The sequence below is a fragment of the Geomonas limicola genome, from assembly GCF_014193675.1.
GTDB classification, from domain to species: domain Bacteria; phylum Desulfobacterota; class Desulfuromonadia; order Geobacterales; family Geobacteraceae; genus Geomonas; species Geomonas limicola.
In genome coordinates this window covers 375,897-399,791 of sequence record NZ_BLXZ01000002.1, presented here as the reverse complement: position 1 = coordinate 399,791, position 23,895 = coordinate 375,897, and the positions used below count along the sequence as shown (strand labels likewise).

The 23,895-nt window shown below is 65.3% G+C and carries 17 protein-coding genes; 10 read left to right on the top strand and 7 right to left on the bottom strand.

Going from position 1 to position 23,895, the window contains the following annotated elements; all coding sequences use genetic code 11:
* The first annotated feature begins 3 nt into the window (after positions 1–3).
* The 9 genes from H7688_RS05545 (at position 4) to H7688_RS05505 (ending at position 12,114) form a co-directional block, all read left to right on the top strand.
* Complete coding sequence (locus tag H7688_RS05545) at positions 4–3,165, top strand: efflux RND transporter permease subunit (protein ID WP_183360066.1); 3,162 nt, start codon at positions 4–6, stop codon at positions 3,163–3,165.
* Positions 3,162–4,598: an AdeC/AdeK/OprM family multidrug efflux complex outer membrane factor gene (gene adeC / locus H7688_RS05540; protein WP_308470302.1), complete on the top strand. Its 1,437-nt coding sequence runs from the start codon at positions 3,162–3,164 to the stop codon at positions 4,596–4,598. Before H7688_RS05545 ends, adeC begins: the two co-directional genes overlap by 4 nt.
* Before the next feature lie 489 nt (positions 4,599–5,087).
* Complete coding sequence (locus tag H7688_RS22975; protein ID WP_183360065.1) at positions 5,088–5,975, top strand: NADH-quinone oxidoreductase subunit B family protein; 888 nt, start codon at positions 5,088–5,090, stop codon at positions 5,973–5,975.
* Complete coding sequence (locus tag H7688_RS05530) at positions 5,963–6,496, top strand: NADH-quinone oxidoreductase subunit C (protein ID WP_183360064.1); 534 nt, start codon at positions 5,963–5,965, stop codon at positions 6,494–6,496. The genes H7688_RS22975 and H7688_RS05530 overlap by 13 nt, the downstream gene beginning before the upstream one ends.
* Entirely contained in the window at positions 6,493–7,575 is a 1,083-nt protein-coding gene (locus H7688_RS05525; RefSeq protein ID WP_183360063.1) for a hydrogenase large subunit, read from the top strand. The genes H7688_RS05530 and H7688_RS05525 overlap by 4 nt, the downstream gene beginning before the upstream one ends.
* A gap of 335 nt (positions 7,576–7,910) precedes the next feature.
* Positions 7,911–8,480, top strand: coding sequence for a 4Fe-4S dicluster domain-containing protein (locus H7688_RS05520; RefSeq protein WP_183360062.1), 570 nt, complete (start codon positions 7,911–7,913; stop codon positions 8,478–8,480).
* A complete protein-coding gene (cooS, locus tag H7688_RS05515) occupies positions 8,477–10,384 on the top strand; it encodes an anaerobic carbon-monoxide dehydrogenase catalytic subunit (protein WP_183360061.1) in 1,908 nt (635 codons plus the stop codon). The genes H7688_RS05520 and cooS overlap by 4 nt, the downstream gene beginning before the upstream one ends.
* A gap of 52 nt (positions 10,385–10,436) precedes the next feature.
* Entirely contained in the window at positions 10,437–11,306 is an 870-nt protein-coding gene (locus tag H7688_RS05510) for an ATP-binding protein (RefSeq protein WP_246329718.1), read from the top strand.
* 142 nt (positions 11,307–11,448) lie between these two features.
* Positions 11,449–12,114: a Crp/Fnr family transcriptional regulator gene (locus H7688_RS05505; protein WP_183360060.1), complete on the top strand. Its 666-nt coding sequence runs from the start codon at positions 11,449–11,451 to the stop codon at positions 12,112–12,114.
* Positions 12,115–12,271: 157 nt separating this feature from the next.
* On the opposite strand, the gene H7688_RS05500 is transcribed toward H7688_RS05505, so the two are convergent.
* The 4 genes from H7688_RS05500 to H7688_RS05485 form a co-directional block, all read right to left on the bottom strand.
* Positions 12,272–14,230 carry a response regulator gene (locus H7688_RS05500; protein WP_183360059.1) on the bottom strand — a complete coding sequence of 653 codons (1,959 nt, stop codon included), beginning with the start codon at positions 14,228–14,230 and terminating at the stop codon, positions 12,272–12,274.
* Positions 14,231–14,441: 211 nt separating this feature from the next.
* Positions 14,442–15,464, bottom strand: a complete 1,023-nt coding sequence (locus H7688_RS05495; RefSeq protein WP_183360058.1) for a cytochrome d ubiquinol oxidase subunit II — start codon at positions 15,462–15,464, stop codon at positions 14,442–14,444.
* Positions 15,457–16,758, bottom strand: coding sequence for a cytochrome ubiquinol oxidase subunit I (locus H7688_RS05490; RefSeq protein WP_183360057.1), 1,302 nt, complete (start codon positions 16,756–16,758; stop codon positions 15,457–15,459). Before H7688_RS05490 ends, H7688_RS05495 begins: the two co-directional genes overlap by 8 nt.
* Before the next feature lie 99 nt (positions 16,759–16,857).
* Positions 16,858–18,003 carry a hypothetical protein gene (locus H7688_RS05485; protein WP_183360056.1) on the bottom strand — a complete coding sequence of 382 codons (1,146 nt, stop codon included), beginning with the start codon at positions 18,001–18,003 and terminating at the stop codon, positions 16,858–16,860.
* 703 nt (positions 18,004–18,706) lie between these two features.
* Here H7688_RS05485 and H7688_RS05480 point away from each other — a divergent pair.
* A complete protein-coding gene (locus H7688_RS05480) occupies positions 18,707–19,345 on the top strand; it encodes a hypothetical protein (protein ID WP_183360055.1) in 639 nt (212 codons plus the stop codon).
* Positions 19,346–19,529: 184 nt separating this feature from the next.
* Here the strand turns inward: H7688_RS05480 and H7688_RS05475 are convergent, their stop codons facing one another.
* The 3 genes from H7688_RS05475 to radA form a co-directional block, all read right to left on the bottom strand.
* Positions 19,530–21,851 (bottom strand): ATP-binding protein, encoded by a 2,322-nt coding sequence (locus tag H7688_RS05475; protein ID WP_183360054.1) that lies wholly within the window; start codon positions 21,849–21,851, stop codon positions 19,530–19,532.
* Positions 21,852–21,894: 43 nt separating this feature from the next.
* A complete protein-coding gene (gene dksA, locus H7688_RS05470; protein ID WP_183360053.1) occupies positions 21,895–22,251 on the bottom strand; it encodes an RNA polymerase-binding protein DksA in 357 nt (118 codons plus the stop codon).
* A gap of 150 nt (positions 22,252–22,401) precedes the next feature.
* Positions 22,402–23,754 (bottom strand): DNA repair protein RadA, encoded by a 1,353-nt coding sequence (gene radA, locus H7688_RS05465; protein WP_183360052.1) that lies wholly within the window; start codon positions 23,752–23,754, stop codon positions 22,402–22,404.
* Positions 23,755–23,895 lie beyond the last annotated feature (141 nt).

Sequence of the window (23,895 nt, the reverse complement as noted above, 5' to 3'; positions counted from 1 at the left end):
TCGATGCCCCGTTTTTTCATAAATCGACCGATCTTCGCCTGGGTGATCGCGATCATGATCATGCTGGTGGGCCTCTTGGCCATCAAGTCGCTGCCGGTCTCGCAGTACCCGGCCATCGCGCCGCCGCAGATCACCATCAACGCGACCTACCCGGGTGCGAGCGCCCAGACGGTGCAGGACACCGTCACCCAGGTCATCGAGCAGAAGTTAAACGGCATCGATAACCTGATCTACATGTCCTCCACCTCGGACTCCGCGGGCGCGGTCTCCATCAACCTGACCTTCAAGGCCGGTACCGACCCGAACATCGCCCAGGTGCAGGTGCAGAACAAGCTGCAGCTCGCCACGCCCCTTCTGCCGCAGATCGTGCAGAAGCAGGGGGTCCAGGTGGTGAAGTCCACCCGTAACTACCTGATCTTCGTCGGCCTGGTCTCCGACGACGGCTCCATGGACCGAAACGCCCTTACCGACTACCTGGTCTCCAACGTCCAGGACATCGTGAGCCGGCTCGAGGGGGTGGGTGAGCTGCAGGTCTTCGGTTCCCAGAACGCCATGCGCATCTGGCTCAACCCGACCAAGATGAACAACTACCACCTCTCCACCGCCGACGTGACCGCGGCCCTGCAGGCGCAGAACGCCCAGGTCTCGGCGGGGCAGTTCGGCGGCAACCCCGCCCTTCCGGGCCAGCAGCTGAACGCCACCATCACGGCGCGCACCCTGTTGCAGACCACCGAGCAGTTCGACAACATCATCCTGCGCACCAACCCGGACGGTTCGACGGTGAAGCTCAGGGACGTGGCGACCTCGAAGGTCGGGACCGAGAACTACGACATCCAGTCCTTCTACCAGGGTAAGCCGATCGGCGGCATGGCGATCCGCCTCGCCTCGGGGGCCAACGCCCTGCAGACCGCGGACCGCATCAAGGCCAAGATGGCCGAGCTCTCCAAATACTTCCCGAACGGCGTGCGCGTGGTTTACCCCTACGACACCACCCCGTTCGTCAAGATCTCCATCGAGGAGGTGGTGAAGACCCTGTTCGAGGCGGTGGTCCTGGTCTTCATCATCATGTTCGTGTTCCTGCAGAACATCCGTGCCACCCTGATCCCGACCATCGCGGTGCCGGTCGTCCTCCTCGGGACCTTCGGGGTCCTGGCGGCGGCGGGCTTCTCGATCAATACGCTCACCATGTTCGCCCTGGTCATCGTCATCGGCCTGTTGGTCGACGATGCCATCGTCGTCGTGGAAAACGTGGAACGCATCATGACCGAGGAGGGGCTGCCACCCCGAGAGGCGACCATCAAGTCGATGGGGCAGATCACCGGGGCGCTCTGGGGGATCGTGACCGTGCTCACCGCGGTCTTCGTGCCGATGGCCTTCTTCAGCGGCTCCACCGGCGTCATCTACCGCCAGTTCTCCATCACCATCGTCTCGGCGATGATCCTCTCGGTGCTGGTTGCGATGACGCTCACCCCGGCCCTGTGCGCCACGCTCTTGAAGCCGGTCGAGAAAGGGCACCTTCCCGGCGAACACGGCTGGTTTGCCTGGTTCTTCCGCTACTTCAACCGCGTCTTTGACTTTTGCCGCGAGCGCTACGAGCACATCGTCGGCAAGTCCTTCGGGCAGATCGGTCGCTATCTCGCGGTGTACGCCGCCATCGTCGGCGTGATGGCCTTCTTCTTCGTGCACCTCCCCACCTCGTTCCTCCCGGACGAGGACCAGGGGATCCTCTACTGCCAGGTGCAGCTCCCCGCCGGCGCGAGCCAGGAGCGGACCATGGCGGTGATGCGCCAGATCCAGGACTACTTCGACAAGAACGAGAAGAACACCGTCGAATCGGTGGTTACCATTTCAGGCTTCAGCTTCGCCGGGCGCGGCCAGAACATGGGCTTTTGCTTCGTGAAGCTGAAAGACTGGAAGCTTAGGCCCACCCCGGACATGCGCGCCAAGGCGATCGTGGCGCGCGCCCAGAAAGGGTTCTCCAAGATCCGCGACGGACTGGCCTTTGCCATAGCACCTCCTGCGGTCGTGGAACTCGGCCAGGCGAACGGCTTCGACTTCCAGCTGCAGGACCGCGGGGGGCTGGGGCATGCGAAACTGATGGAAGCGAGGAACCAGCTTTTGGGGGCGGCCATGAAGAACCCGAAACTGGTGGCGGTGCGCCCCAACGGCCAGGACGACTCCCCGCAGTTCAAGCTGGACGTGGATGACGTGCGCGCCGGCGCCCTGGGGGTGTCGCTGGACGACGTGAACAGCATTCTCTCCACTGCCTGGGGCTCCACCTACGTTACCGACTTCATCCAGAACGGCCGCATCAAGAAGGTCTACATCCAGGGGGATGCCCAGTTCCGCATGCTCCCCGAGGACATCAACTCCTGGTACGTGCGCAACAAGTCCGGCGAGATGGTCCCCTTCTCGGCCTTCGCCACCGCGCGCTGGCAGTACGGTTCGCCGCGCCTGGAGCGCTACAACGGCATCCCGTCGGTCGAGGTGATGGGAGCCGCGGCACCGGGGGTGAGTACCGGCGAGGCCATGGCCGAGATGGAGAGGATGGCCGCCCAGCTGCCGGCAGGGATAGGCTACGAGTGGACCGGCCTCTCCTACGAGGAGCGCAACGCCGGCGCCCAGGCCCCGGCCCTCTACGCCATCTCGCTTTTGGTGGTGTTCCTGAGCGTGGCCGCCCTCTACGAGAGCTGGACCATCCCGTTCGTGAACCTCTTGATGCTCCCCTTGGGTCTGGTGGGTGCAGTCACCGCCGTGAAACTGAGGATGCTGCCCAACGACGTCTACCTGCAGATCGGCCTGTTGACCACCGTGGGCCTGTCCACCAAGAACGCCATCCTGATCATCCAGTTCATCAAGGACCAGCTGCACCACGGGCTGGAGCTCATGGAGGCGACCCGGCAGGCGGTGAAGATCCGGCTCCGCCCGGTCATCATGACCTCGCTCGCCTTCTTCTTCGGCACACTGCCGCTCGCGCTCACCAAGGGGGCCGGCGCCGGCGCCCAGAACGCCATCGGCACCGCGGTGACCGGCGGCCTGTTGTCGGCGACCTTCATCGACCTGCTTTTCATCCCGTTCTTCTTCGTGCTGGTGTCCCGCATGTTCGCCAAGAAGAAGCACGCGCCGGCAGCCGTACCTGAAACTGTTGGAGAGGAAACCATATGAATGTCATGAAAAAGATCCTGGGAGGCCTGGTCCTCCCCGTGGGGGCGCTCCTGGTGCTGGGCGGCTGCTCGACCATGGCCCCGAAATACAGTAGGCCCGAGGCGCCGGTGCCGGCCGCCTGGCCGACCGGGGCCGCCTACCAGAACCCGCCGGCCGCCAAGGAGCAACGGCCGTTGGCAGAGGTCCCCTGGCAGGAGTTCTTCGTCGACCCCCAGTTACGGAAGGTAATCGAGCTCGCCCTCACTAACAACCGCGACCTGAGGGTGGCCGTCCTCAACATCGAGCGGACCCGGGCCCTGTACCAGATCCAGCGCGCCGACCTGTTCCCGCAGATCGACGCCTCGGCCGAGGCGAACTACCAGGGGATCCCGAAGGACTTCTCCAGCACCGGCAGCCACCGCACCAGCCACCAGTACACGGCGGGGCTTGGTGCCGCCTCCTATGAACTCGACCTGTTCGGACGGGTCAGGAGCCTCAAGGACCAGGCGCTGGAGGAGTTCCTGGCAACCCAGCAGGCACGACGCGCCGTGCAGATCAGCCTGGTCTCCCAGGTGGCTACCAGCTACCTGACCCTGGCCGCCGACCGGGAGCGCCTGAGGATCGCCCGGGAGACCCTGGCGAACCAGCAGTCATCCTACGATCTCACCAAAAGCCGCTTCGCCGTCGGGGTCGCCTCGGCGCTGGACCTGAGCCAGGCCCAGACCAGCGTGGAGGCCGCGCGGGTGGACATCGCCCGCTACACCACGCTGATCGCCCAGGACGAGAACGCGCTCAACCTGGTGGTCGGCTCCAGTGTTCCGGACGAGCTCAAGCCGCAGCAGCTGGCAGCGACCATGACGGGGCTCAAGGACCTCACCCCGGGGCTCCCCTCTGACGTCCTCTTGAACCGTCCCGACATCCTGCAGGCCGAGGCACAGCTCAAAGGGGCGAACGCCAATATCGGTGCCGCCCGGGCTGCCTTCTTCCCACGCATCGCCCTCACCACCTCGGTGGGGATCGGCTCCAACAGCCTCTCCGGTCTCTTCAAGGGTGGAGCCCTGGCCTGGCAATTCGCCCCGCAGATCTCGCTCCCCATTTTCGACGGCGGGTTCAACAAGGCGAACCTGAAGGCGAGCGAGGTGGAGCGCGACATCGTGGTCGCCCAATACGAGAAGGCGATCCAGACCGCCTTCCGCGAGGTGGCCGATGCGCTCGCGCAGCGTGGCACCATCGAGGACCAGGTGGCGGCGCAGCGCGCCCTCACCAACGCGAACAGCGAGAGCCTCAGGCTTTCCCGGGCGCGTTACGATCGGGGGATCGACAACTACCTGAACGTGCTGGTCTCGCAGCGCTCGCTCTACGACTCGCAGCAGAGCCTGGTCAGCGTGGAGCTGGCGCGCCTGAACAACATGGTGGGTTTTTACAAGGTGGTAGGGGGCGGGGCCAACCCGTAAGATCCCGGACCATCCACGTACTCATGATGCACGACCTGAAATAACCTGGCAGAACCAGCTGGAGGGAACCATGCTCTATGCTACCTTTATCACGACCTTCGCGGTGATCTGGGCCGTTGTCGCCCTGGTCGCCATCTTCCGAGGGCACCGAAAGTAGCACGAGACCTACAACCGTAGATCGAACCAGAGGCCGCACCTATTCAGGTGCGGCCTCTTTTTTTGCAACACGCTGCAGCGCCAGAGGCAACGCTCACCCCGGGCATTTCCCCACACGCGGACTACCACCAACCCTCCCTCTCCCCTCGGGAGATGGGCGGGGTGAGGGGGGTGCCACAGGGAAATGCCACCCCACAGCGCTCCTTCCCCAAAAAACGCCCAACTGTCGGCCAGCCGACAGAACTTCCTTTTCCTTTCCCCTATAGTCCGAACCAGCTAGAAAAACCGGCGGCGCCTCTTTGGAAGGCCTCGCCATGAGGACGGACTTAAACCATGCACACCTGCAAGGTACCACCTGCCCCGAAGCTGCGCCTGTACCGGATCAATACCGGCTCCTGCAACGGCTGCGACGTGGAACTCGCCGCCACCGAGGCCCTCACCCGTTTTGGGCTGGAGCGCCTGGGGCTGAGTTTCACCGCGGACCCCACCCAGGCGGACCTGGTGCTGATCACCGGACCGCTTACCGTGCGCAGCAAGGGGAAGGTCCTCGCCGAGTACGCCCAGGTCCCCGACCCGAAGATCACGGTGCTGATCGGGGTCTGCCCCATCTCGGGCGGGGCCTTCCGCGACAGCTACGCGGTGCTGGGCCCGCTCGACGAGTTCCTGGCGGCCGACGTCAACATTCCCGGCTGTCCGCCGCGGCCTGAGGCCATCGTGGCCGGCATCGCCGAGGCGGCTCGCCTCTGGCGCGGGGGCGAGGGGCCGCAGTTGGCGCCGGCAGGCTTCCCGGCGCCGGCGAACCTGCGTGGCAGGATGAGCTACCGTGCCGAGGCCTGCGTGGGGTGCCGCATGTGCCAGCACGTCTGCGCGGGAGGCGCCATCCGGTTCGAGGAACAGGAGGCAGGCGTTTCCTTCACCCTCTGGCACAACAGCTGTCTCTTCTGCGGCATGTGCAGCCACTACTGCCCGACCGGCGCACTTACCCCCACCGGGGAGTGGAACCTAGCCCACCCGCAGGCGCAGAAGTACCAGATGGTGGAGCAGGGGGTGGTGCCACGTATCTCTTGCAGCTGCTGCGGCGTCCCGATGCTCCCGGTGGTGCCGGAATTGATGAGGAAAGGCTACCGGGCGCTGACGAGGGAGACCGCCCAGCTGCAGACCCTGTGCAGCGAGTGCCGCCAGGTGAGAAGTATCGGAGGGTTACAGCGATGCACGAAGTAGAGGCAAGGGTCGAACTGGTGCTGGCAGGCGCGCTCGGCGCAAGGCAGGTGGTCGCCTGGCGGCGGGATGTCAAGGGGGTGGCGAGCGGCTGGTGCCGGCTCGGCGAGCCGGAGCAGGTCCTCCCGGCGGCCCGGGCTCTGGCGGGGCTCGGGGCGCGCCTGAGCATGGTGAGCGCCTCCCTGGTCCCCGCCGCACCGAACGCGACCGGCAGGGAGGTCGCCTACCACTTCGACCTGGACGGCACCACCCTGACGCTCACCCTGGAGCTCCCCCTCCAGGGAGCCCGGGTGCCGTCGCTCACCCCGGTCTACCGCAACGCGGACTGGCAGGAGCGCGAGTTTCGCGAGCTCTACGACATCGAGGTGCTCGGGCATCCCAACCCGGGCCGGCTCTTCGTGGACCGCTCCCTCGAGCCCGCGCTCTTCGAGCGGTTGATCCCGTACTCCACCTTCATAAACGGCGCCAGCGGCGAAAAGCTCTGGCGCCAGGTGCAGGCAGCACAGCAGGAGAATCCCTCATGAGCCGCACCGTCATTACGCTCGGTCCGCGGCAGCTGGGGCTCGAGGAACCCATGTACTTCAGGGTGCAGACCGAGGGAGACCGGGTCTGCGGGCTCGAGGTGCTGGCCGGCCAGGTACACCGGGGCATGGAGCACCTGACGCTCAAGCGCAACTTCTACCAAAACATCACGCTCTTGGAGCGCCTCTGCTCGCTCTGTTCCAACAGCCACCCGAGCACCTTCTGCACCGCGCTGGAGGAGTTGGCGGGGATGGTCATCCCCCCCCGGGCCGAGTACCTGCGGGCGGTGGCCGACGAGATCAAGCGCATCGCCTCGCACCTCTTCAACTGTGCGGTGGTCGCCCATATCGTCGGCGAGCACACGCTCTTTCGCCGGGTGATGGAGTTGCGCGAGATCGTGCAGCAGAGCAAGGAGACGATCTACGGTAACCGGATGGACCTGGCGGCCAACTGCATCGGCGGGGTGCGCTACGACCCCGACGCCGGTGCGATTGACTACCTGAAGAACCAGCTGGAGCGTCTCAAGAGTCCCCTGGAGGAGCTCTACCGGGTCTTCGAGGACGCAGCCGTCCTGCGTGCCGCCACCGAAGGGGTCGGGGTGCTTACCCGGGAACAGGCGAATGAGTTTGGCGTGGTAGGTCCCGTGGCCCGTGCGGCCGGCATTGACTACGACGTCCGGAAAAAGAGCCCCTACGGCGCCTACGACCGGCTGAGCTTCCAGGTTGCCATTGAGGGTGCCGGCGATGTACGCGCCCGTGCCCTGGTGCGACTTGCCGAAGCGCGCCAGGCCGTGTCGCTCATCGAGCAGTGCCTGGACCAGCTCCCGAACGGACCGGTGGCGCTCGCGAGCTTCCCGGAGGTACCGGCGGGCGAGGTGATCGCCAAGTCCGAGGCGCCGCGCGGCGAGTTGATCTACTACCTGAAGACGGACGGGACGGACCTGCCGGTGCGGCTTAAGTGGCGGGTTCCCAGCTATCCCAACTGGGCTGCGCTGGGGGAGATGCTCAAGGGGGAGCCGGTAAGTAGGATCCCGCTCATCGTGAACTCGATCGACCCCTGCATCTCCTGCACGGACCGTTAGGGGGAGGGGGCCCGCATCGGGGTGGCCGGCAAGGACATTATTGAAGAAGCGCGGCTGGCGGACTCGCGTCCCCCCCTTTGCTAAGGTGCTTCCGGGATTTTCAGGGAAGGCGTCCACTTCCCCTCTCCCCATGCGGGAGAGGGCCAGGGTGAGGGGGAAGGCGCCACATCATTGCATATGGCAGCTTCACCCACCCCCTGCCCCTCCCGTCAAGGGAGGGGGGATCAGGTCTTCCTGAAATTGACACCGGCCGCCTACAGGTCGCGGCGCCGTTGCCGGGCGTCATAAAAATACAAAGCAGTTTCGCAGTACTAACGATTCACAAGGAGCATGTCATGAACAAGTTGCAGCGTGAAAATGCCATCGTATTTTCCGACGCGGAAAGGTGCCTGGGATGCCACAGTTGCGAGCTCGCCTGCGCCCTGGCCCATGGCGGCCAGGGGCTGCACCAGGCGGCGCTCGCCGGGCTCACCCTGCGTCCCCGGAACCGGGTGGTGGCCGCGGCCGGAGTTACCATGCCGGTGCAGTGCCGCCAGTGCGAGGACGCCCCCTGCGCCTTTGCCTGCCCTTCCGGAGCCATCGCCCAGGAGGCGGGGCGGGTGGTGATCCGCGAGAAGAACTGCGTCGGGTGCAAGGTCTGCATCATGGTCTGCCCATTCGGCGCCATCACGGTAAAGGCCGAAGCCGACACGGTCCCGGACGGCCGCAGTAACGGCGGGGTGGCGCGCAAGTGCGACCTGTGTGCCGACACCGGGCGCGACCTCCCCGCCTGCGTCGAGGCCTGCCCCACCAAGGCGGTGAGCCTCGTCGACCTCGAGGAGTTGCGCCAGTCGCTCATGGAAGCGCGTGCCGCGGAACTCGCCCAGACCCACAAACATCTCGCCCTAAGGAAGGTGAAACCATGAACCAGAACCTCTCGCTTGACCCGTCCGCCTCCGTCCTGTTGCCGGTCGCCAAGAAGGAAAAGATCGACACCGTCTGGGACCGCCACAAGGCCATGCAGCCGCAGTGCGGCTTCGGCCAGCTGGGTATCTGCTGCCGCGTCTGCTGGAAGGGCCCCTGCCGCATCGACCCCTTCGGGGACGGCCCCAAACTCGGCATCTGCGGCGCCACCGCCGACGTGATCGTGGCCAGGAACGTGATCCGCATGATGGCCGCCGGTGCCGCCGCGCACTCCGAGCACGGCCGCCACGTTGCCCTGGCCCTTCTCGGGGTCGCCGAAGGAAAGCTCGAAGACTACCAGATCCGCGACGAGGCGAAGTTGCGTCGCATCGCCGGCCGGCTCGGGATTCCGGAGGCAGGTCGCGAACCCCGCGAGGTGGCCCGGGACGTGGCGCTTGCCACCCTCTTCGACTTCCAGAACCAGGACCACCACGAGCCCTGCACCTGGCTCAAGGCGAGCCTCACCGAGAAGCGGCTCGACAAGCTGGCCGGGCTTGAGGTGCTGCCGCACAACATCGATGCGGTAGTCACGGGCATCATGGCCCGTACCAACGTCGGCTGCGACGCCGACCCGGTGAACCTGATCCTGGGCGGTGTGAAGGGGGCGCTCGCCGACTTCAACGGCATGGCGCTCGCCACCGAGCTCTCCGACGTCCTCTTCGGCACCCCGCGCCCGGTGATCACCGCCGCGAACCTGGGGGTGCTCAAGGAAGACGCGGTCAACATCGCGCTACACGGGCACAACCCGCTTTTAAGCGACCTGGTCTGCGAGATCGCCCACACCATGGAGGACGAGGCGCGCCGCGCCGGGGCGGTGGCCGGCATCAACCTGGTCGGGGTCTGCTGCACCGGCAACGAAGTCCTGGTACGCCACGGCATACCGCTCGCCGCCAACTACCTCTCCCAGGAACTGGCCCTTCTGACCGGGGCGGTGGACGCCATGGTGGTGGACGTCCAGTGCATCATGCCCTCGATAGCCGAGATAGGCTCCTGCTTCCACACCGAGATCGTCACCACCATGGACGACTGCAAGATCGCCGGCACCCGCCACGTGAGCTTCAAGGAGGAAACCGGTGCCGAGAACGCCCGCCAGATCGTCACCCTTGCCATCGAGGCCTTCAAGCGGCGCAACCCGCAGCGGGTCCTGATACCGGACTTCAAGGAGACCTCGATCGTCGGCTTTGGCGCCGAGGCGATCCTGGAGGCGCTCGCGCTCCTCGATGCCGAGGACCCCTTGAAGCCGCTTCTCGACAACATCGTGAACGGCAACATCCGCGGCATCGCCCTTTTTGCCGGCTGCAACTCGACCAACGCCAAGCAGGACTCGAGCTTCGTCACCATGGCCAAAAAGCTCGCGAGCGAGAACGTGCTCCTCCTGGCCACCGGCTGCGGCGCGGGCGCCTTCGCGAAGCACGGCCTGATGAACCAGGAGGCGACGCTCTCCTACGCCGGCGACACCCTGAAGGGGGTACTTACTGCCATCGGCGAGGCTGCCGGGTTGGGAGGACCGCTCCCCCTGGTATTGCACATGGGATCCTGCGTGGACAACAGCCGCGCCGTGCAGGTGGCGGTGGCACTGGCCAACAAGATCGGCGTCGACCTCGATGCCCTCCCGCTCGTGGCGAGCGCACCCGAGGCGATGTCCGAGAAGGCGGTTGCCATCGGCACCTGGAGCATTGCCCTGGGAATCCCGACCCACCTGGGGATCATGCCCCAGGTCACCGGCTCCCGGGCGGTGACCGGCCTGATTACCGAGACCGCGAAGGATCTCCTGGGAGGGTACTTCCTGGTGGAGCCCAACCCGGAGGCTGCGGCGGACAAGCTTTTGGCGGTCATCGACGAGCGCCGCAGGGCGCTGGGTATCTAGGCGACCAAGGGGGGAGAGGTACACCCTGCTCCCCCGTTTCAAGGAGAACAGCATGTGCGACAACCATGATCATCACCAGCACGACCACGACGGGGAGCACCATCATCATCACCACGACCACCGGCACAGCGACCCTTGCAGGGGGCTGAAGCTGGCCATCACCGGCAAGGGAGGGGTGGGAAAGACCACCCTCGCGAGCCTCCTGGCGCGGGTCTTCACCGAGGATGGCAACCGGGTGCTCGCCGTCGACGCGGATCCCGATGCGAACCTGGCTGCCTCGCTGGGGATCCCGCCGGAAAGGTCCCTGGGGCTTCTGCCCATCGCGCGCATGAAGGAACTTGCCGAGGAGCGCACCGGGGCAAGCGGCGGCTACGGGACCCTCTTCAAGCTGAACCCGAAAGTGGCAGACCTTCCCGCCAAGTTCTGCCTGGAGCACGACGGGGTCCGCTTCCTCTGGATGGGCACCCTGGAAAAGGGGGGGAGCGGTTGCGCCTGTCCGGAGAGCACCCTGGTGAAACGCCTGATGGGGCAGCTGCTGCTGGAAAAGGACGAGGTGGTGATCCTGGACATGGAGGCGGGGATCGAGCACCTGGGACGGCGTACCGCCGAGTCGGTGCACGCCCTGGTGGTCGTGGTGGAACCGGGCCAGCGCAGCATCCAGACGGCCTACCAGATCATGGAACTGGCCGCCGACCTGGGGATCGCGCAGGTATTCGTGGTGGGGAGCAAGGTGCGCGACGCCGGCGACCGCAGGCTCATCGAGGACGCCTTCAGCGAGGGGCGCCTGTTGGGGCATCTCTCCTTCAGCGAGGAGATCAGGCGCGCCGACCGGGAGAACCTCGCCCCCGGCAGCACCGCGGCTACTTCCCTCGACGAGGTGCGCCTGCTCAAGGACCGCCTCGCCGAACGGCTTGGCCACTGAACAGGCGGAGGGAATCCCCGCCTTCCCGACGCCGTGCCCATCCGTTTACGGTGTTGACGTGCCGGGGGGACAACTGCAACAATGACGGCCAGTTTCTGTTGAGAGTGGCCGGGCCCTCACGCCCGTGACCAAGGGAGTGATAGTGCCGGGAAAGATCAAAGTAACCGAGCAGGACCTGCAGCGCCTCTTCGACCCGGAGGGGGAGGGAAGCCTCCCCCGCGACTTCACCCTGAAGCGTTTTCCGAAGAAGACCCTCATCTACTCCCCGTTTGAGGAGCGCAACCTGGTCTTCGTGGTGAAGAGCGGGCGGCTCAGGGTCTACCTGGCCTACGAGGAAAAGGAGTTCACCCTGGCGCTCCTGGAGGCGGGAGACCTCTTCTCTACCCACACCCGCGCCTTCGTGCAGGCCCTGGAAGGGGCGGAGATCCTGATCTGTAACACCACCCGGCTGCAGCAGCAGCTTCTCGCCGTCCCCGAGGTCTCCCTGGTCACGGTCCGGGTCCTGGGAGAGCTCCTGAAGAACTCCATCTCCACCATCGAGAGCCTTGCCTTCAAGGACGTGCGCCGGCGCCTGGTCGAGTACCTGGTCGGAGTTGAGGCGGACCGCGGCCGCCGCACCCCCGCCGGCTCTGTCGTGGAGCTCGGCGTCAGCACCGAAGACCTGGCCCTCCTGGTGGGGACCACCCGCCAGACCATCTCCCAGATCATCAATGACTTCATCAAGAGCGACATCCTGGAAAAGGTGAGCCGCCGCACCCTGCTCATCAAGGACCTGGACGCCCTAAAGAACTGGGCTGCCAGCCTTTAGCCCGAAGGCAGAGTTCGCCCCAGCGCTCACCACGCCACCCTCTCCCTCTCCCGCAGGGGGAGAGGGGACCCAGTTGGACTGCTTTCCTGAAATGCCCCGACGAACCACGAAAAAGGGGGGAGCTCCGAGATGAGCTCCCCCTTTTTCGCGAGCCGGGTCAGGGACCCGGTGTCTGTGTCGTGAGCCGCCCCATCAGCGCGGCCAGCTCGGCCAGTTTGTAGGGCTTGGGCATCACGGCGCAGAACCCGAAGGAGGGGAAATCGGCCATTACCGGATCGTCGAAGTAGCCACTGGAGACCACCAGGCGCGCTTGGGGATCCAGGCTCAAAATTTCGCGCGCCGCCTCCTTGCCACCCATCCCGGCCGGGATGGTGAGGTCCATCAGTACCGCGAGATAGGGGACTCCGGCCTTTAGTGCCTCCTGGTAGCGCAGGATCGCCTGCTCGCCGCTCGAGCAGGCGGTGACCTGGTAGCCCAGCGATTCCAGCATCTTGGTGGCGACCTTGCGGACGATGTGCTCGTCGTCCATGATGAGCACCGCACCGCGGTTGGGGCGTGCCGGGGCGGGGACCGGCTGCGGCCTGAGAACCGGTGCGGGGGGATCGCTCGCGGGGAGATGGCAGATGATGGTGGAGCCCTTTCCGGCGCGCGAACGGACGTCGATGTGCCCGCCGTGGTTGACGATGATGGTGTAGGCCGAGGCGAGCCCCAGCCCCGAAGCGCCCGGCTTGGTGCTGAAGTACGGGTCGAAGATCCGGCGCTGCTGGGCCTCCGGGATGCCGACCCCTTCATCCTTGAAGCTGATCCGCAGGTAGTTCCCTGCCGGGACCCCGAGGGTGTTGCGGCGCCCCAGGCGCAACCGGCGCCCTTCCACACCGACCGTTCCACCCTCCGGCATGGCCTGGGCCGCATTGATCAGGATGTTGCTGAAGGCCTGGGTCAAGAGCCCCTGGTCCGCTTCCAGGGCGTCCACCTCTTCGGTGAGCCTTACGGCCGCCACCACCCGCGAACCGCTCAAGGCAAGCGCAACCGAATCCTCCAGGAGCTGGCGCACCAGCACCCGCTTCTTGATAGGCTTGCCGCCCCTGGCGAAGGTGAGCAACTGGCGGGCCAGCTCTGCGGCGCGCAGCGAGGCCTCCTCGGCGTCTTTGAGCGGGGTCAGCACCGGGTGGTCCGCCGGAGCCAGGGTCTGGGCAAAGCTGATGTTCCCCAGGACACCGGTCAACACGTTGTTGAAGTCGTGGGCGATACCTCCTGCCAGCACCCCCAGGGACTCGAGCTTCTGGCTCCGCAGGGTCTGGTCCTGGATCAACTTCCGGGTGCTGATGTCGGTCAGGACGATGCTGGCACCCTGGAAGCAACCTCGCCCGTCGCGCACCGGGGCTGCCGAGACCAGGCAGGGGATGCTGCGGCCGTCCTTGCACAGGAGGCGGCATTCGAGGTCGGTACAGCATGCGGGTCCGGCGGCGGCTAGGTCGGCACCCGCGCCGACCAGCTCCTTCCAGAGCGCGGCCAGCTCCTCCGGGTGCTCGAGGCCGATCACCGCAAGCGGCTTCCCCAGGATCTCCTCCTCGGAAAAACCGGTGAGCTCCATGTAGCGGGAGTTGATGCACTCGATGGTGCCGTCCAGGTCGGTGAAGAGCACGATGGCGGGTCCCTGGTCGATGGCACGGGAAAACTTGCGCAGGTACTCCCGCTGCTTCTCGACCTGTCGCTCCAGTTCGATCCTTTTCAGGCACTCCGCTACCGCCTCGAACAGGGCGTCCAGCACGAGCGGTTTCAGCAGGTACTGTCTGATGCCGAGCCTGATCGACTCCTGCAGATAGCCGGGTGCGCTGTTGCCGGTCACGATGACGATGCTGGTGCCGGGACGGTCGGAGAGGATCGCCTTGGACAGGGCGATGCCGTCCATAAGCGGCATGCTGATGTCGATGACGGCGAGCTCCGGCCGGAAACTGCGGAACAGTTCCAGCGCTGCCGCCCCGTCGGAGGCGAGGTGCAGGTTCAGCTCGGGAAACCGGGAGGCGAGTGCCGTGGCAAGCAGGCGCTGTTCTCCCGGGTCGTCTTCGACAAGCAACAGGGAATGGGGAGTGGTTTCCGGGACAGTCGATGCCATAAATCCCTCCAGCCTCAAGGAGCTTTCGTCAGAGCAGAGAAGTTAAGAGAGTGCTGAGGCTTGGCATTGACACAGGGAGAGGCCCTGAGACAGCGGCCGAAATGCAGGTTCTAGATGGTGTGCAAGGTTTAGACAGAGATTTACCATTTTAATCCTGTGAGTACAAGGGAAAATAGAAAGCGATAATGTGTCTGACAGGACGAGGCGGAGATCACGGTTCGCTACCGGCAGGCGGGATCTCAGGGTTTGGCTCGCCCCGGAAGGTCCAGTACAGGTAGCCCAGCGAGGGGACCAGGATGAGTGCGCCAACCGGGAGCACGGCGAGGAAGGCGACCAGCGTGGCACGGGGGGCGGCGGCCGCCGTTAAGCTCAACTGCCCGATGAGCAGATCCGGGCTGAGCGCCGCGGCGAAGCCACCCAGGGTGCCCGCCACGGTGAGGCCGGCGGTAACCTGGGCCGGTCCGTAACGACGGTACCAGACCAGCACCTGGGTGCCGACGCCGCTTGCCACGGCAAGCGCCACCAGGGCCATCGGCCAGGAGGTAAGGAGCCGGTGCGCGAAGAGCGGTGCCTGGTACCAGGCGACCGGAATGCCCAGGGTGGTGAGCGCTCCCAGGGCGAGGCCGGCCCACAGAGCGGCCTTCCGGAAGTCTTCCCTGAGGGGGCCGGACACCCGCACGGCGAGGTAAACCGGGGCCAGGTAGGCGCAGATGGCGAGCCCGGTGAGCCCCCCAGCGACGGTGAAAGGGTTGAGCCAGGCGGCGAGATCGACCACCGGCTTCCCCTTAACCAGGGTGATCCTCCCCGAGGCAAGCGCGGCGACCGCCGTCCCCAGTGTGAAGGGGGTGAGGACGCTGGCGACCTCGAAGACTTGGGCGCTCAGAGGCAGTTCGCGCCGGGTCTGGCGCCCGAAGTGGCGGAAGGCGAAGGCCGCCCCGCGGAAGTTGATACCGATGAGGGCGAGCACCAGCGGGGGCATGAGGGCCGTGAAGATCTCCGCGAAGCCGCCCGGAAAGGCGGTGAACAGGGTGACCACCACGAAGATGAGCCAGACATGGTTGGTCTCCCAGACCGGCCCGATGGCGTCGAAAAGGGCGTCCCGCTGTTCCTCGGCCCGCGGACCGAAGGCGAAGAGGGTCCAGATACCGCCGCCGAAGTCGGCCCCGCCGAACAGGGCATACAGGACGAAACCGAGGGCCAGCACCAGTTCGCACCAAAGCCTGGGCTCAGTCATGGCGCTTCTCCTTCCCCTGCGGCTGAACCAGGAGCCGCAGAATCCCCAGGGTGAGGGCTAGGTAGACCAGGAGAAAGGTGACAAACACCAGGAAGAGCCCGGTGTTCGGGGTGATCCCCTGCGAGGTGCGCAGGTACCCCTGGACCACCCAGGGCTGGCGCCCGAACTCGGTCACCATCCAACCGCTCTCCAGGGCGATGAGACCAAAAGGGGCGGCGAGGGAGATGAAAAGGAGGGTGCCACGCCCTGGCGGCTCGCCCCGGCGGCGCCAGTGAAGCCACCAAAACCGCGCCAGGGCGAGCGCCAGGATGAAGAACGAGCCGACCATCAGGTCGAAGAAGGGGTGCACCAGGCGCGGGTCGGGCACCTGGTCGGCAGGGAAGGCATCCAGCCCCTTTACCACCGCGTTGGGGTCGTCTTTTGCCAGGATGCTCAAAAGGTTCGGGATGGCGATGCCCCAGGAGACCGTGCCGGTTGCCGGATCGGGCCAGCCCCCGACCACGAGCGGTGCCGCGGCCTGGGTCCGGAAGTGGGCTTCCATCGCGGCCAATTTCGGTTCCTGGTGCTGTGCTACGGCGCTCGCCGCCCAGTCCCCGGAGAGCAGCATGAGCGGCAGCACGCAGGCGCTGAGCCCCAGGGAGAGGCGCAGCGCCTTCCCGCTGTGGGCAAACCCCGGGCCCCTGAGTCGGGCCGCGGCGTAGAGGCCGGCGACCGCAAAACCGGTGGCGACGTAGGCGGCCAGCGTGCCGTGCACCGCCTCGTGGCGCCAGGCCGGGTTGAAAAAGGCGTCGAGCGGCGAGATGTCCCGCACCACCCCGCCGACCAAGGTGAAGCCGGTCGGCGTGTTCATCCAGCTGTTCGCACTGATGACGAAGGCGGCCGAGATGGCCGAGGCCAGGGTGAGGGGTATGGTGCAGAGGAAAAGGGCGCGGCGCGAGAGCCGGCGCTCGCCGTAGATGTAGAGCGCCAGGAAGATCGCCTCGGTGAAGAAGGCGAACCCTTCCATGGAAAAGGCGATGCCGATGAGCGGGCCGGAAAAGGCCATGAACTGCGGCCACAAAAGCCCCAGCTCGAAGGAGAGGATGGTCCCGGAGACCGCGCCGATGGCGAAGAGTACCCCGGCGGGGCGGATCCAGCGCCTGGCCAGGTCGTGCCAGGAGTCGTCACGGGTCCTGAGTGCGAGCCCCTCGGCGAGCATGAGCAAAAGCGGCAGGCCGATACCGATGGTGGCGTAGACGATGTGAAAGGCAAGCGACACGCCCATCAGGGCGCGGGCCGCCAGCAACTGGTCCATGGGCGCTCCGGTGCGGTGCGAACCTACTCATTGTGGGGAGGCGCGCCGGATTGTCAAGCGGACCGTTACGGTAGGGTGGTAATCGTCATGCTGCGGGTATCAGGGGCGTGGGCCAAACCACTTGAACACCCAGAGATAGCCCAGCACCTGGGTGGGAATGATGAAGCCGAGCAGGGCCAATGCGGTTTTCTTGTCGAAGCGCGCTGCGGAAAGAGGGAAGGTGCAGGTATCGGGGGTGAGCTCCAGGACAAATCGGGCGAGCAGCACCTCCCAAAAGGTGACGAAAGGGTAGAGGTAGCGCACTGCCTGGTACTTGGAGGAGACCAAGAGGCTTACGGCGAGGAGCGTCAGGGCGAGATAGCCGAGGAGGACCGGGCGGGGCAGGGGCTCCTCCTTGCGGGGAGAGCGCAGCTGCACGAGGAACCAGAGCATCCCGAGGGCGGCAAGGGGCATGACGAAGCTCCACTCCAAGGCGCTCAGGCTGACGCTTCCCTTGTAGTGGGCGTAGTGGTAGGAGAATTTCCAGTAGAGATCCTTGAGGTGTTGAACCGGCATGAACCAGAGGAAGGGGTTGCCGGCAAAAAAGGCCGCCACTCCCCCCGCCAGTCCGGGAAGCAGGGCACCTCTCCCGGCTCGGTAGCAGAAGAGGACGAAGAGCGGGCCTCCCACGAAGAGCGAGACATCGAGCCGGGTTGCCGCAAGGATGCCGATCAGGGTCCCGAGTAGCGCCGCGAACGATCGGGCAACTGCTTTCTCCTGCAGCCACAGCCAGCAGGAGAGCAGCGCCATGAGTGTTACGCCGGGCATGACAACCGCTACCGGCGGGGTGGCATCGATGTAGAACCTGCTGAAGGTGAGCAGGAAGGCGGTGGCAAGCCACCACCAGGACCTGGGCTGCAGCAGGAAACAGAGGGCGGAACAGGCTGCAGTGAGAGCGGCGACCAGGAGGGCGGTGCCCAGGGCGAAGGAAGGGTAGTCGGGCAGACCCAAAAAGTGGAACAGCGCGGCCAGCTCGAGCAGCGTCGTGCCGGGGTGTCCGTAGGCGCCATCGAAGTCGAGGAGTCCGGGCTTCCAGCCCAGCAGGTTAAGGAGCTGGTGGCCCCAGATTTCACCGTCGGCTAGGTACAAGAGAAACTTGACGCTCTGCACCACGAAGGTCGCGGCAAAAACCGACAGCGCTATCTTCCTGGCCCTCAGGGCCGGGGTTTCCGCAGTAGCGGGAGTGGCAACCTGATCTCGCGTCATAAAACCTCGATGCCTGAATTTGTGCCGCAGTGATCCGGCCGTGGTGCGCTTCATCCCTGGTCGTCGTGCAGTTGAGCGTACAAAATCACCCGCTATAGACGGCGTGACGAGTTTCCGGGGACCCCGGATTTGAGTTTTCCCGTGTATACCACGTACCAAAGGGATGGCGAAATGCTAATTTTGCTGGTTCTCCGGCAGAAGGCTCCCCGCTCGCGCATCGCACCACTTCTGATCGCAAGCAGTGCCCGCAGGATCTGCAACAAAAAGGGTATCGGCCTGGATGTCTACGAAATCAGCGACCTGGCAACAGGGGAGCGTCGTCAATGCGGGCGTGCGACTGCAATCAGGCGCCGCCGGATCGGCAGCAGGTCTCCCCGGACGCCGGGTAATCGACGAGGAGAACCCGGCGAGGTCGTTCGCAACACTGCAGAGACACCACGAAGAGGCGCAAGCCAGGTGCGTCGTTTCAAGGCTCTTGCGGTCATGGTAGCAGGTGCCGTCTTGCTGGGGTCTGCGTGGCTTTCGCAGATGTTGGGGCACATGAAACAAGATCTAGAGGGAAAATAATGTCAGCAAAGCTCCCGCCTGAGGTGGATCTGGAGACCATTAGCTTTAATGATAAAGAAAAACCAATCTGGGCGCCTCGACAGCCATGTTGGGAATGCTAGGCTGGTAAGCCGAAATCAACTACGAGGAGGTGCGCATGGTACAATCGAAACTTCAAATCAATCTGGGGCGCCTGTCTGCAGTTGAAACCATTGACCTCTCGCGGATGATATGCGCGAAATTGAAGGGAAACCCGGACTTCCCCGAGCCGTTCCCGTCCTACGTGACAGCACTGGCTCAACTGGAGGAGAACACCAGTGAGCTGGAGACCACCACGCATGCGGCGCAGAATCGGGACATCCTGATGATCGCGAAGAAAAACCAGCTGCACGGGGTGGTGAAAAACGACCTGGCCTCGGTCCTCGGGCACTGCGAGCTCGCTGCCAAGGGTAACCTGGAGGCCCTGCAGCGCCTGGGTCTGCGGATTCGGGTCCCCAAGAAGAAAAGTGCAGTACGTGTCCCGACCGGGGAGACCGCCCTTAGCGTTACCCAACTCACCGGGGGGCGGTTGGTGTGCAAGGTGGTCAAGCCGTGCCGAAACGGGGCGACCGAGGTGGAGACCACCAGCGGCGATCCCAGCGTCGAGGAGAACTGGCAGCGCGACGGCATCCATCTCAGTGTCCAGTTCGAGCTCACCGGCAAAACCCCGGGAACCAGGTACGGGGTGCGGGCCCGCTGCATCGGCCCCAACGGCCCGGGCCCCTGGTCCGCCTACGTCTTCGTCATCGCCATCTAGCCTGAACGGTAAGGTTTCATTCTGGACTTGAAAAGGGGGTAGCCCGAAAGGCTAACCCCTTTTTGTGTGGGTGGAGAAGATCAGGATCGAGCCGTCGACCGGTACGTCGCGATCGCTTCGTAACGGAGCTACCTCATCGGCAATGACACAACCCGAAGTGTGCCTGCCGCAGGCTGTGGGAGGTTCAAGGCGAGGCATGCCCGTCCAGCGGGATCACGATCTTGAACTCGGCGCCGACACCTGGCTTGTTGAAGAGCTGGATCTTGCCGCCGTGGTTGGTGATGATCCGGTTCGCGATGGGAAGCCCCAACCCGGTCCCGTTCTCCTTCGTGGTGTAAAAGGGGGTGAAGATGTTTCCCAAGGCCTCGACGGGGATGCCGCCGCCGGTATCGGCGATGCGTATCGCGACGGCCTCTCTCCCCTCGAACTGGTCGGGGGCCACCGCGACGGCCAGTTTGCCGCCGGTCCCCATGGCGTCGAGGGAGTTGATCAAGAGGTTTATGAAGACCTGCTTCAGCTGCTGGCAGTCCCCCTGCAAAGCGAGCTTTTTGCGCGAGAAACGGGTGGTCACCTCGATCTGCTTCTCCTCCATCTGGGGGGCCACCACGGCAAGGGACTCCCTGACGATATCGGCCAGGCTGCAGCAGGTGTAGCAGATGGTGGGGCGCTTGGAGTAGTGCAGGATCTCGGAGAGCACCGACTCGAGCCGGAGCACCTCGCGCACGATGAGGTCGGCGCAGCTCCACTCGCTCGATTCGGGTGCGAGTTTGCGGGTAAGGCGCGCGGCGAACCCGCCGATGGAAACCAGCGGCCCCTTGAGTTCGTGGGCGATGCCGGCGGCCATCTCGCCGATGGCAGCCAGGCGCTCCTTCTGCAGAAGGCTCTCCTGGGCCTCGCTGATCTGCCGGTTGGCGTCCTCGACCTTGTTGTAGAGGATGGAATTCTCGATGGCCATGCCGGCCTGGTTGGCGAAGAGCTGCAGAAAACGGAGGTCTTCCTGGGTGATCGGGGCCCGGGTCAGCGCGTTGTCCACCAGGACGGCACCGACGGCCTGTCCGTGGGCGATGAGCGGCGAGGCGGCGTAGGCGGTGCCGTGGCCCGGGTGCAGCTCGTCGTTCTCCCCGTCGATCTCGCCGGGTACGTAGATGAGACGCCTCTCCAGCACCGCCTGGGAGGCGATGTTGCGGGTGGCGTCGAGTTCGAGCCTCTTCCCCATGACCTGGCGGTTGAATTCCGAGTCCCGCTGGGCGGCCATGGCTTCCTCGGAGATGTCCCAACGGCTGGAGATCAGGTCGTTGCCGCCGTTGCGGGGCGAGGCGAGAGCCGGAGCGGACTCGCTGGTTACCCCGAGCATCCCCTGCAGGACCCCGGAGCGCTCGTTGGTCAAAAAGAGCATGGCCCGATCGAAAAGGGAGGTGGGGGCGGCGGTGAGCGCGGTAAGGGTCAGGTGGATCAGCTTGTTGAGCTTTATGGTGGAGAGCATGGTGTTGCTCATCCGGTAGAGCAGCGCGAGCTCCTTGAGCTTCTTCTCGTTCTCCCTGAGGAAACTCGTGATCCGCTCGGAACTGACCGCCTCGGCCAGCGCGCTCGCCACCAGGCGCGCCAGGGTCTCCAGGAACTCGGTCTGCTCCGGTGCCAAAAGCTCGCGCGGGCCGAACAGGGACAGGGTCCCGAGTGTCTTGCCGTTGGAGCCCAGCGGGGTGGCGAAGGCGTGGAGTTCAAACGCATCGCCCGGCGAGGGCTCTTCCGAGCAGGAGGCCTCGCTGGAGAGGACCCGTAGCGCGAGCGACTGTTCCCAGTTCAGGAGCACATCTACCGACAGGCGCGCCTCGCTGCGGCAGACCCGGAACAGGCGCGGCTTGCCCCGGTCGTCGGCGTTCAGGCGGGCCACCGCACAGACCGCGAGATCCGCCGCGGTCACCAGTCGCAGGAAGCGGGTGAGCAGTTGGCCGGGGGAGTGCGGAGAGCCGTGCAACTTGCCGACCGTGCTTACCAGGGCCAGGTTGCGCCGGTCGCGTTCGGCAGCCGCCGCCTCCTCGAGCGAGCCGACCACCCCGCAAAAAAGCGGCAACAGGGGGCGCAGCCGGCCGGGAAGCTCGGGGGAGAGGGCCTGAGCCGTACCGGAGAGGGTGAGTACCGCGGCCAGCTGTCTGCCGTTTACTACGGGAAGCGCCAGGTGGAGTTCGGCACCCTCCAGGGCGCGCTCCTCGGGATGCAGCTCCTGGTACGACGCGCTTTGCTGGCTGGGCCCGAGCGCGGCAGCACCGGCCAGGCCGGAACCAAAGGGGATCAGACACGAGGTGCCGTCGAGTCCGAGGTCGGAACTAAAGCGCCGGGTGAGGTTAGTTTTTTGGGAGTCGGGGAGAAAAAGGCTGGCCGAGGTGAGGCCGCAGGTTTGGGCAACCAGGCGGAGCAGGCAGGTGAGCCGTGCGGGATGGGAGCGCTTGGTCGCCAGGGCAACGCGCAACGCTTCCTCCAGGAGGTTTTGTCCGTGTCGCACGGCCATACCTACTCCAGGGGGAGATGGTTGGAACGAGGGGAGGGGGTGCTTAACGCATCCGCTCTCTTTTTTCCTGCTCCATCTTGCAGTTGATGCAGAGGGTGGTGACCGGGCGGGCCTTCAGGCGCGCCTCGCTTATGTCTTCCTCGCATACGTCGCAGACGCCGAAGGTCCCGGACTCGATGCGCCCCAGGGCCTCCTGGATCTTGTTGATCAGCTTGCGCTCGCGATCCCGGATCCGCAGTTCGAAGGTGCGGTCCGATTCCTGGGTGGCCCGGTCGGTCGGATCGGGGAAGTTGGTGGTGTCGGACGTCATCTCGGAGACGGTTCTGCCGGCCTCTTCGAGAAGCGCCCGTTTTTCTTCCTGCAGGATACCTCTGAAATATTCGAGTTTTTCCGGAGTCATGACACCTGTCCCTTTTTCGAATCAATTCGCTATTAAAGAGGATTTTTCCGCATTAGTAAAGTAAAATATGCGGTTTCCTCAGGGTGATTGACGGAAATCGTCTGACGTCGACCCGGTTTGCTCAAAAAGGCGGTCGATAGGTATCCTGCGTTAGATGGCGTCCAGGGCCTCGTTGAGGTCGGCGACTCCGACGACCTCCAGCCCGGCCACCCCCTGCCGGGGGGCGTTACCCTTGGGGACGATGGCCCGGGTGAAACCGTGCTTCACCCCTTCCTTGAGCCGCGCCTCGCCGTTGGACACCGGCCTGATCTCGCCGGAGAGCCCGATCTCGCCGAAGACCAGGAGGTCCTGCGGCAGCACCTGGTTGCGCAGGCTGGAGACCACCGCGAGCGCCACTGCCAGGTCGGCGCTGGTCTCCAGCACCCGAATCCCTCCCACCACGTTCACGAAGACGTCCTGGTCGGCGAGCACCAGCCCGCCGTGCTTGGTGAGGACCGCGAGGATCATGGCGATGCGGTTTTGGTCAAGGCCGATCCCGAGACGGCGCGGGCTGCCGTACTGCGCCGAGACCACCAGGGACTGGATCTCCACCAACAGCGGCCGGGTCCCTTCCCACAGGACGCTTATGAGGCTCCCCGGGGCGGCCGTGTCGGTGCGCGACAGGAAGATGGCCGAGGGGTTCTTGACCTCTTTGAGTCCCCGCTCGGTCATGGCGAAGACCCCGAGTTCGTTCACCGGGCCGAAGCGGTTCTTGGTGGTGCGCATCAACCGGTAGCGGGCATCCTCGGTGGAGGAGAGCATGATCTGGGTGTCCACCATGTGCGACAGCGTCATCGGGCCGGCAAGCGCCTGGTCCTTGGTGACGTGCCCCACCATGATGAGCACCACCCCGGAGGTCTTGGCAAAGCAGGTGAGGGTGGCTGCGCTCTCGCGCACCTGGGAGACCCCTCCCGGGGCGGCGTCGAGCCCCGCCGACTGCATCACCTGGATCGAGTCGATGACCACCACCTCGGGGCGCTCGGCCTGGGCCGCCTCCAGCACCCGCTCCACCGAGCTTTCCGCGAGCATCTTCACCCGGTCGGTGGGGAGCATGAGGCGCCGGGCGCGGCTCGCGATCTGCTGCAGCGACTCCTCGCCCGAGACGTAGAGCACCTCGCGGGAGCGGGCGGCGTGACACATGGTCTGCAGCAGGATGGTGCTCTTGCCGGCACCGGGGTCGCCGCCGATCAGGATTACCGAGCCCGGGACGAAGCCGCCCCCAAGGACGCGGTCGAACTCCTCAGAGCCGCTGGTAAAACGCGCCTGCTCGGTGAGTTCCACCTCGGCCAGGAGCGTCACCGTGGAGCTCGCGCCGGCAAACCCCTCGCGCCGGGTCGGGGCTCCCAGCCGGACCTCCTTCACCGTGTTCCAGGCGCCGCAGGCGGTGCAGTGTCCCTGCCATTTCGGGTAGTTGGCGCCGCAGTCGGCACATACGTAGCCCGTTTTCACCTTTGTCTTCGCCATGCGCCCCCGATCCGCCAAATAGCGGTTTATGCAAACCGGAATAGTATGCTCTTTGCCAGGTGCTGTCAACTCCCGGCAGTTGGGGTTTGACAAGCTTTCCTGACCTACGCTAAACTTGCCAGCGCGAAAAATTCTGCATGG

Excerpts from the sequence above, each read along its gene's own strand:
- H7688_RS05545 (WP_183360066.1), top strand. The coding sequence starts at position 4 with ATGCCCCGTTTTTTCATAAATCGACCGATCTTCGCCTGGGTGATCGCG.
- adeC (WP_308470302.1), top strand. The coding sequence starts at position 3,162 with ATGAATGTCATGAAAAAGATCCTGGGAGGCCTGGTCCTCCCCGTGGGG.
- H7688_RS22975 (WP_183360065.1), top strand. The coding sequence starts at position 5,088 with ATGCACACCTGCAAGGTACCACCTGCCCCGAAGCTGCGCCTGTACCGG.
- H7688_RS05530 (WP_183360064.1), top strand. The coding sequence starts at position 5,963 with ATGCACGAAGTAGAGGCAAGGGTCGAACTGGTGCTGGCAGGCGCGCTC.
- H7688_RS05525 (WP_183360063.1), top strand. The coding sequence starts at position 6,493 with ATGAGCCGCACCGTCATTACGCTCGGTCCGCGGCAGCTGGGGCTCGAG.
- H7688_RS05520 (WP_183360062.1), top strand. The coding sequence starts at position 7,911 with ATGAACAAGTTGCAGCGTGAAAATGCCATCGTATTTTCCGACGCGGAA.
- cooS (WP_183360061.1), top strand. The coding sequence starts at position 8,477 with ATGAACCAGAACCTCTCGCTTGACCCGTCCGCCTCCGTCCTGTTGCCG.
- H7688_RS05510 (WP_246329718.1), top strand. The coding sequence starts at position 10,437 with ATGTGCGACAACCATGATCATCACCAGCACGACCACGACGGGGAGCAC.
- H7688_RS05500 (WP_183360059.1), bottom strand. The coding sequence starts at position 14,230 with ATGGCATCGACTGTCCCGGAAACCACTCCCCATTCCCTGTTGCTTGTC.
- H7688_RS05495 (WP_183360058.1), bottom strand. The coding sequence starts at position 15,464 with ATGACTGAGCCCAGGCTTTGGTGCGAACTGGTGCTGGCCCTCGGTTTC.
- H7688_RS05490 (WP_183360057.1), bottom strand. The coding sequence starts at position 16,758 with ATGGACCAGTTGCTGGCGGCCCGCGCCCTGATGGGCGTGTCGCTTGCC.
- H7688_RS05485 (WP_183360056.1), bottom strand. The coding sequence starts at position 18,003 with ATGACGCGAGATCAGGTTGCCACTCCCGCTACTGCGGAAACCCCGGCC.
- H7688_RS05480 (WP_183360055.1), top strand. The coding sequence starts at position 18,707 with ATGGTACAATCGAAACTTCAAATCAATCTGGGGCGCCTGTCTGCAGTT.
- H7688_RS05475 (WP_183360054.1), bottom strand. The coding sequence starts at position 21,851 with ATGGCCGTGCGACACGGACAAAACCTCCTGGAGGAAGCGTTGCGCGTT.
- dksA (WP_183360053.1), bottom strand. The coding sequence starts at position 22,251 with ATGACTCCGGAAAAACTCGAATATTTCAGAGGTATCCTGCAGGAAGAA.
- radA (WP_183360052.1), bottom strand. The coding sequence starts at position 23,754 with ATGGCGAAGACAAAGGTGAAAACGGGCTACGTATGTGCCGACTGCGGC.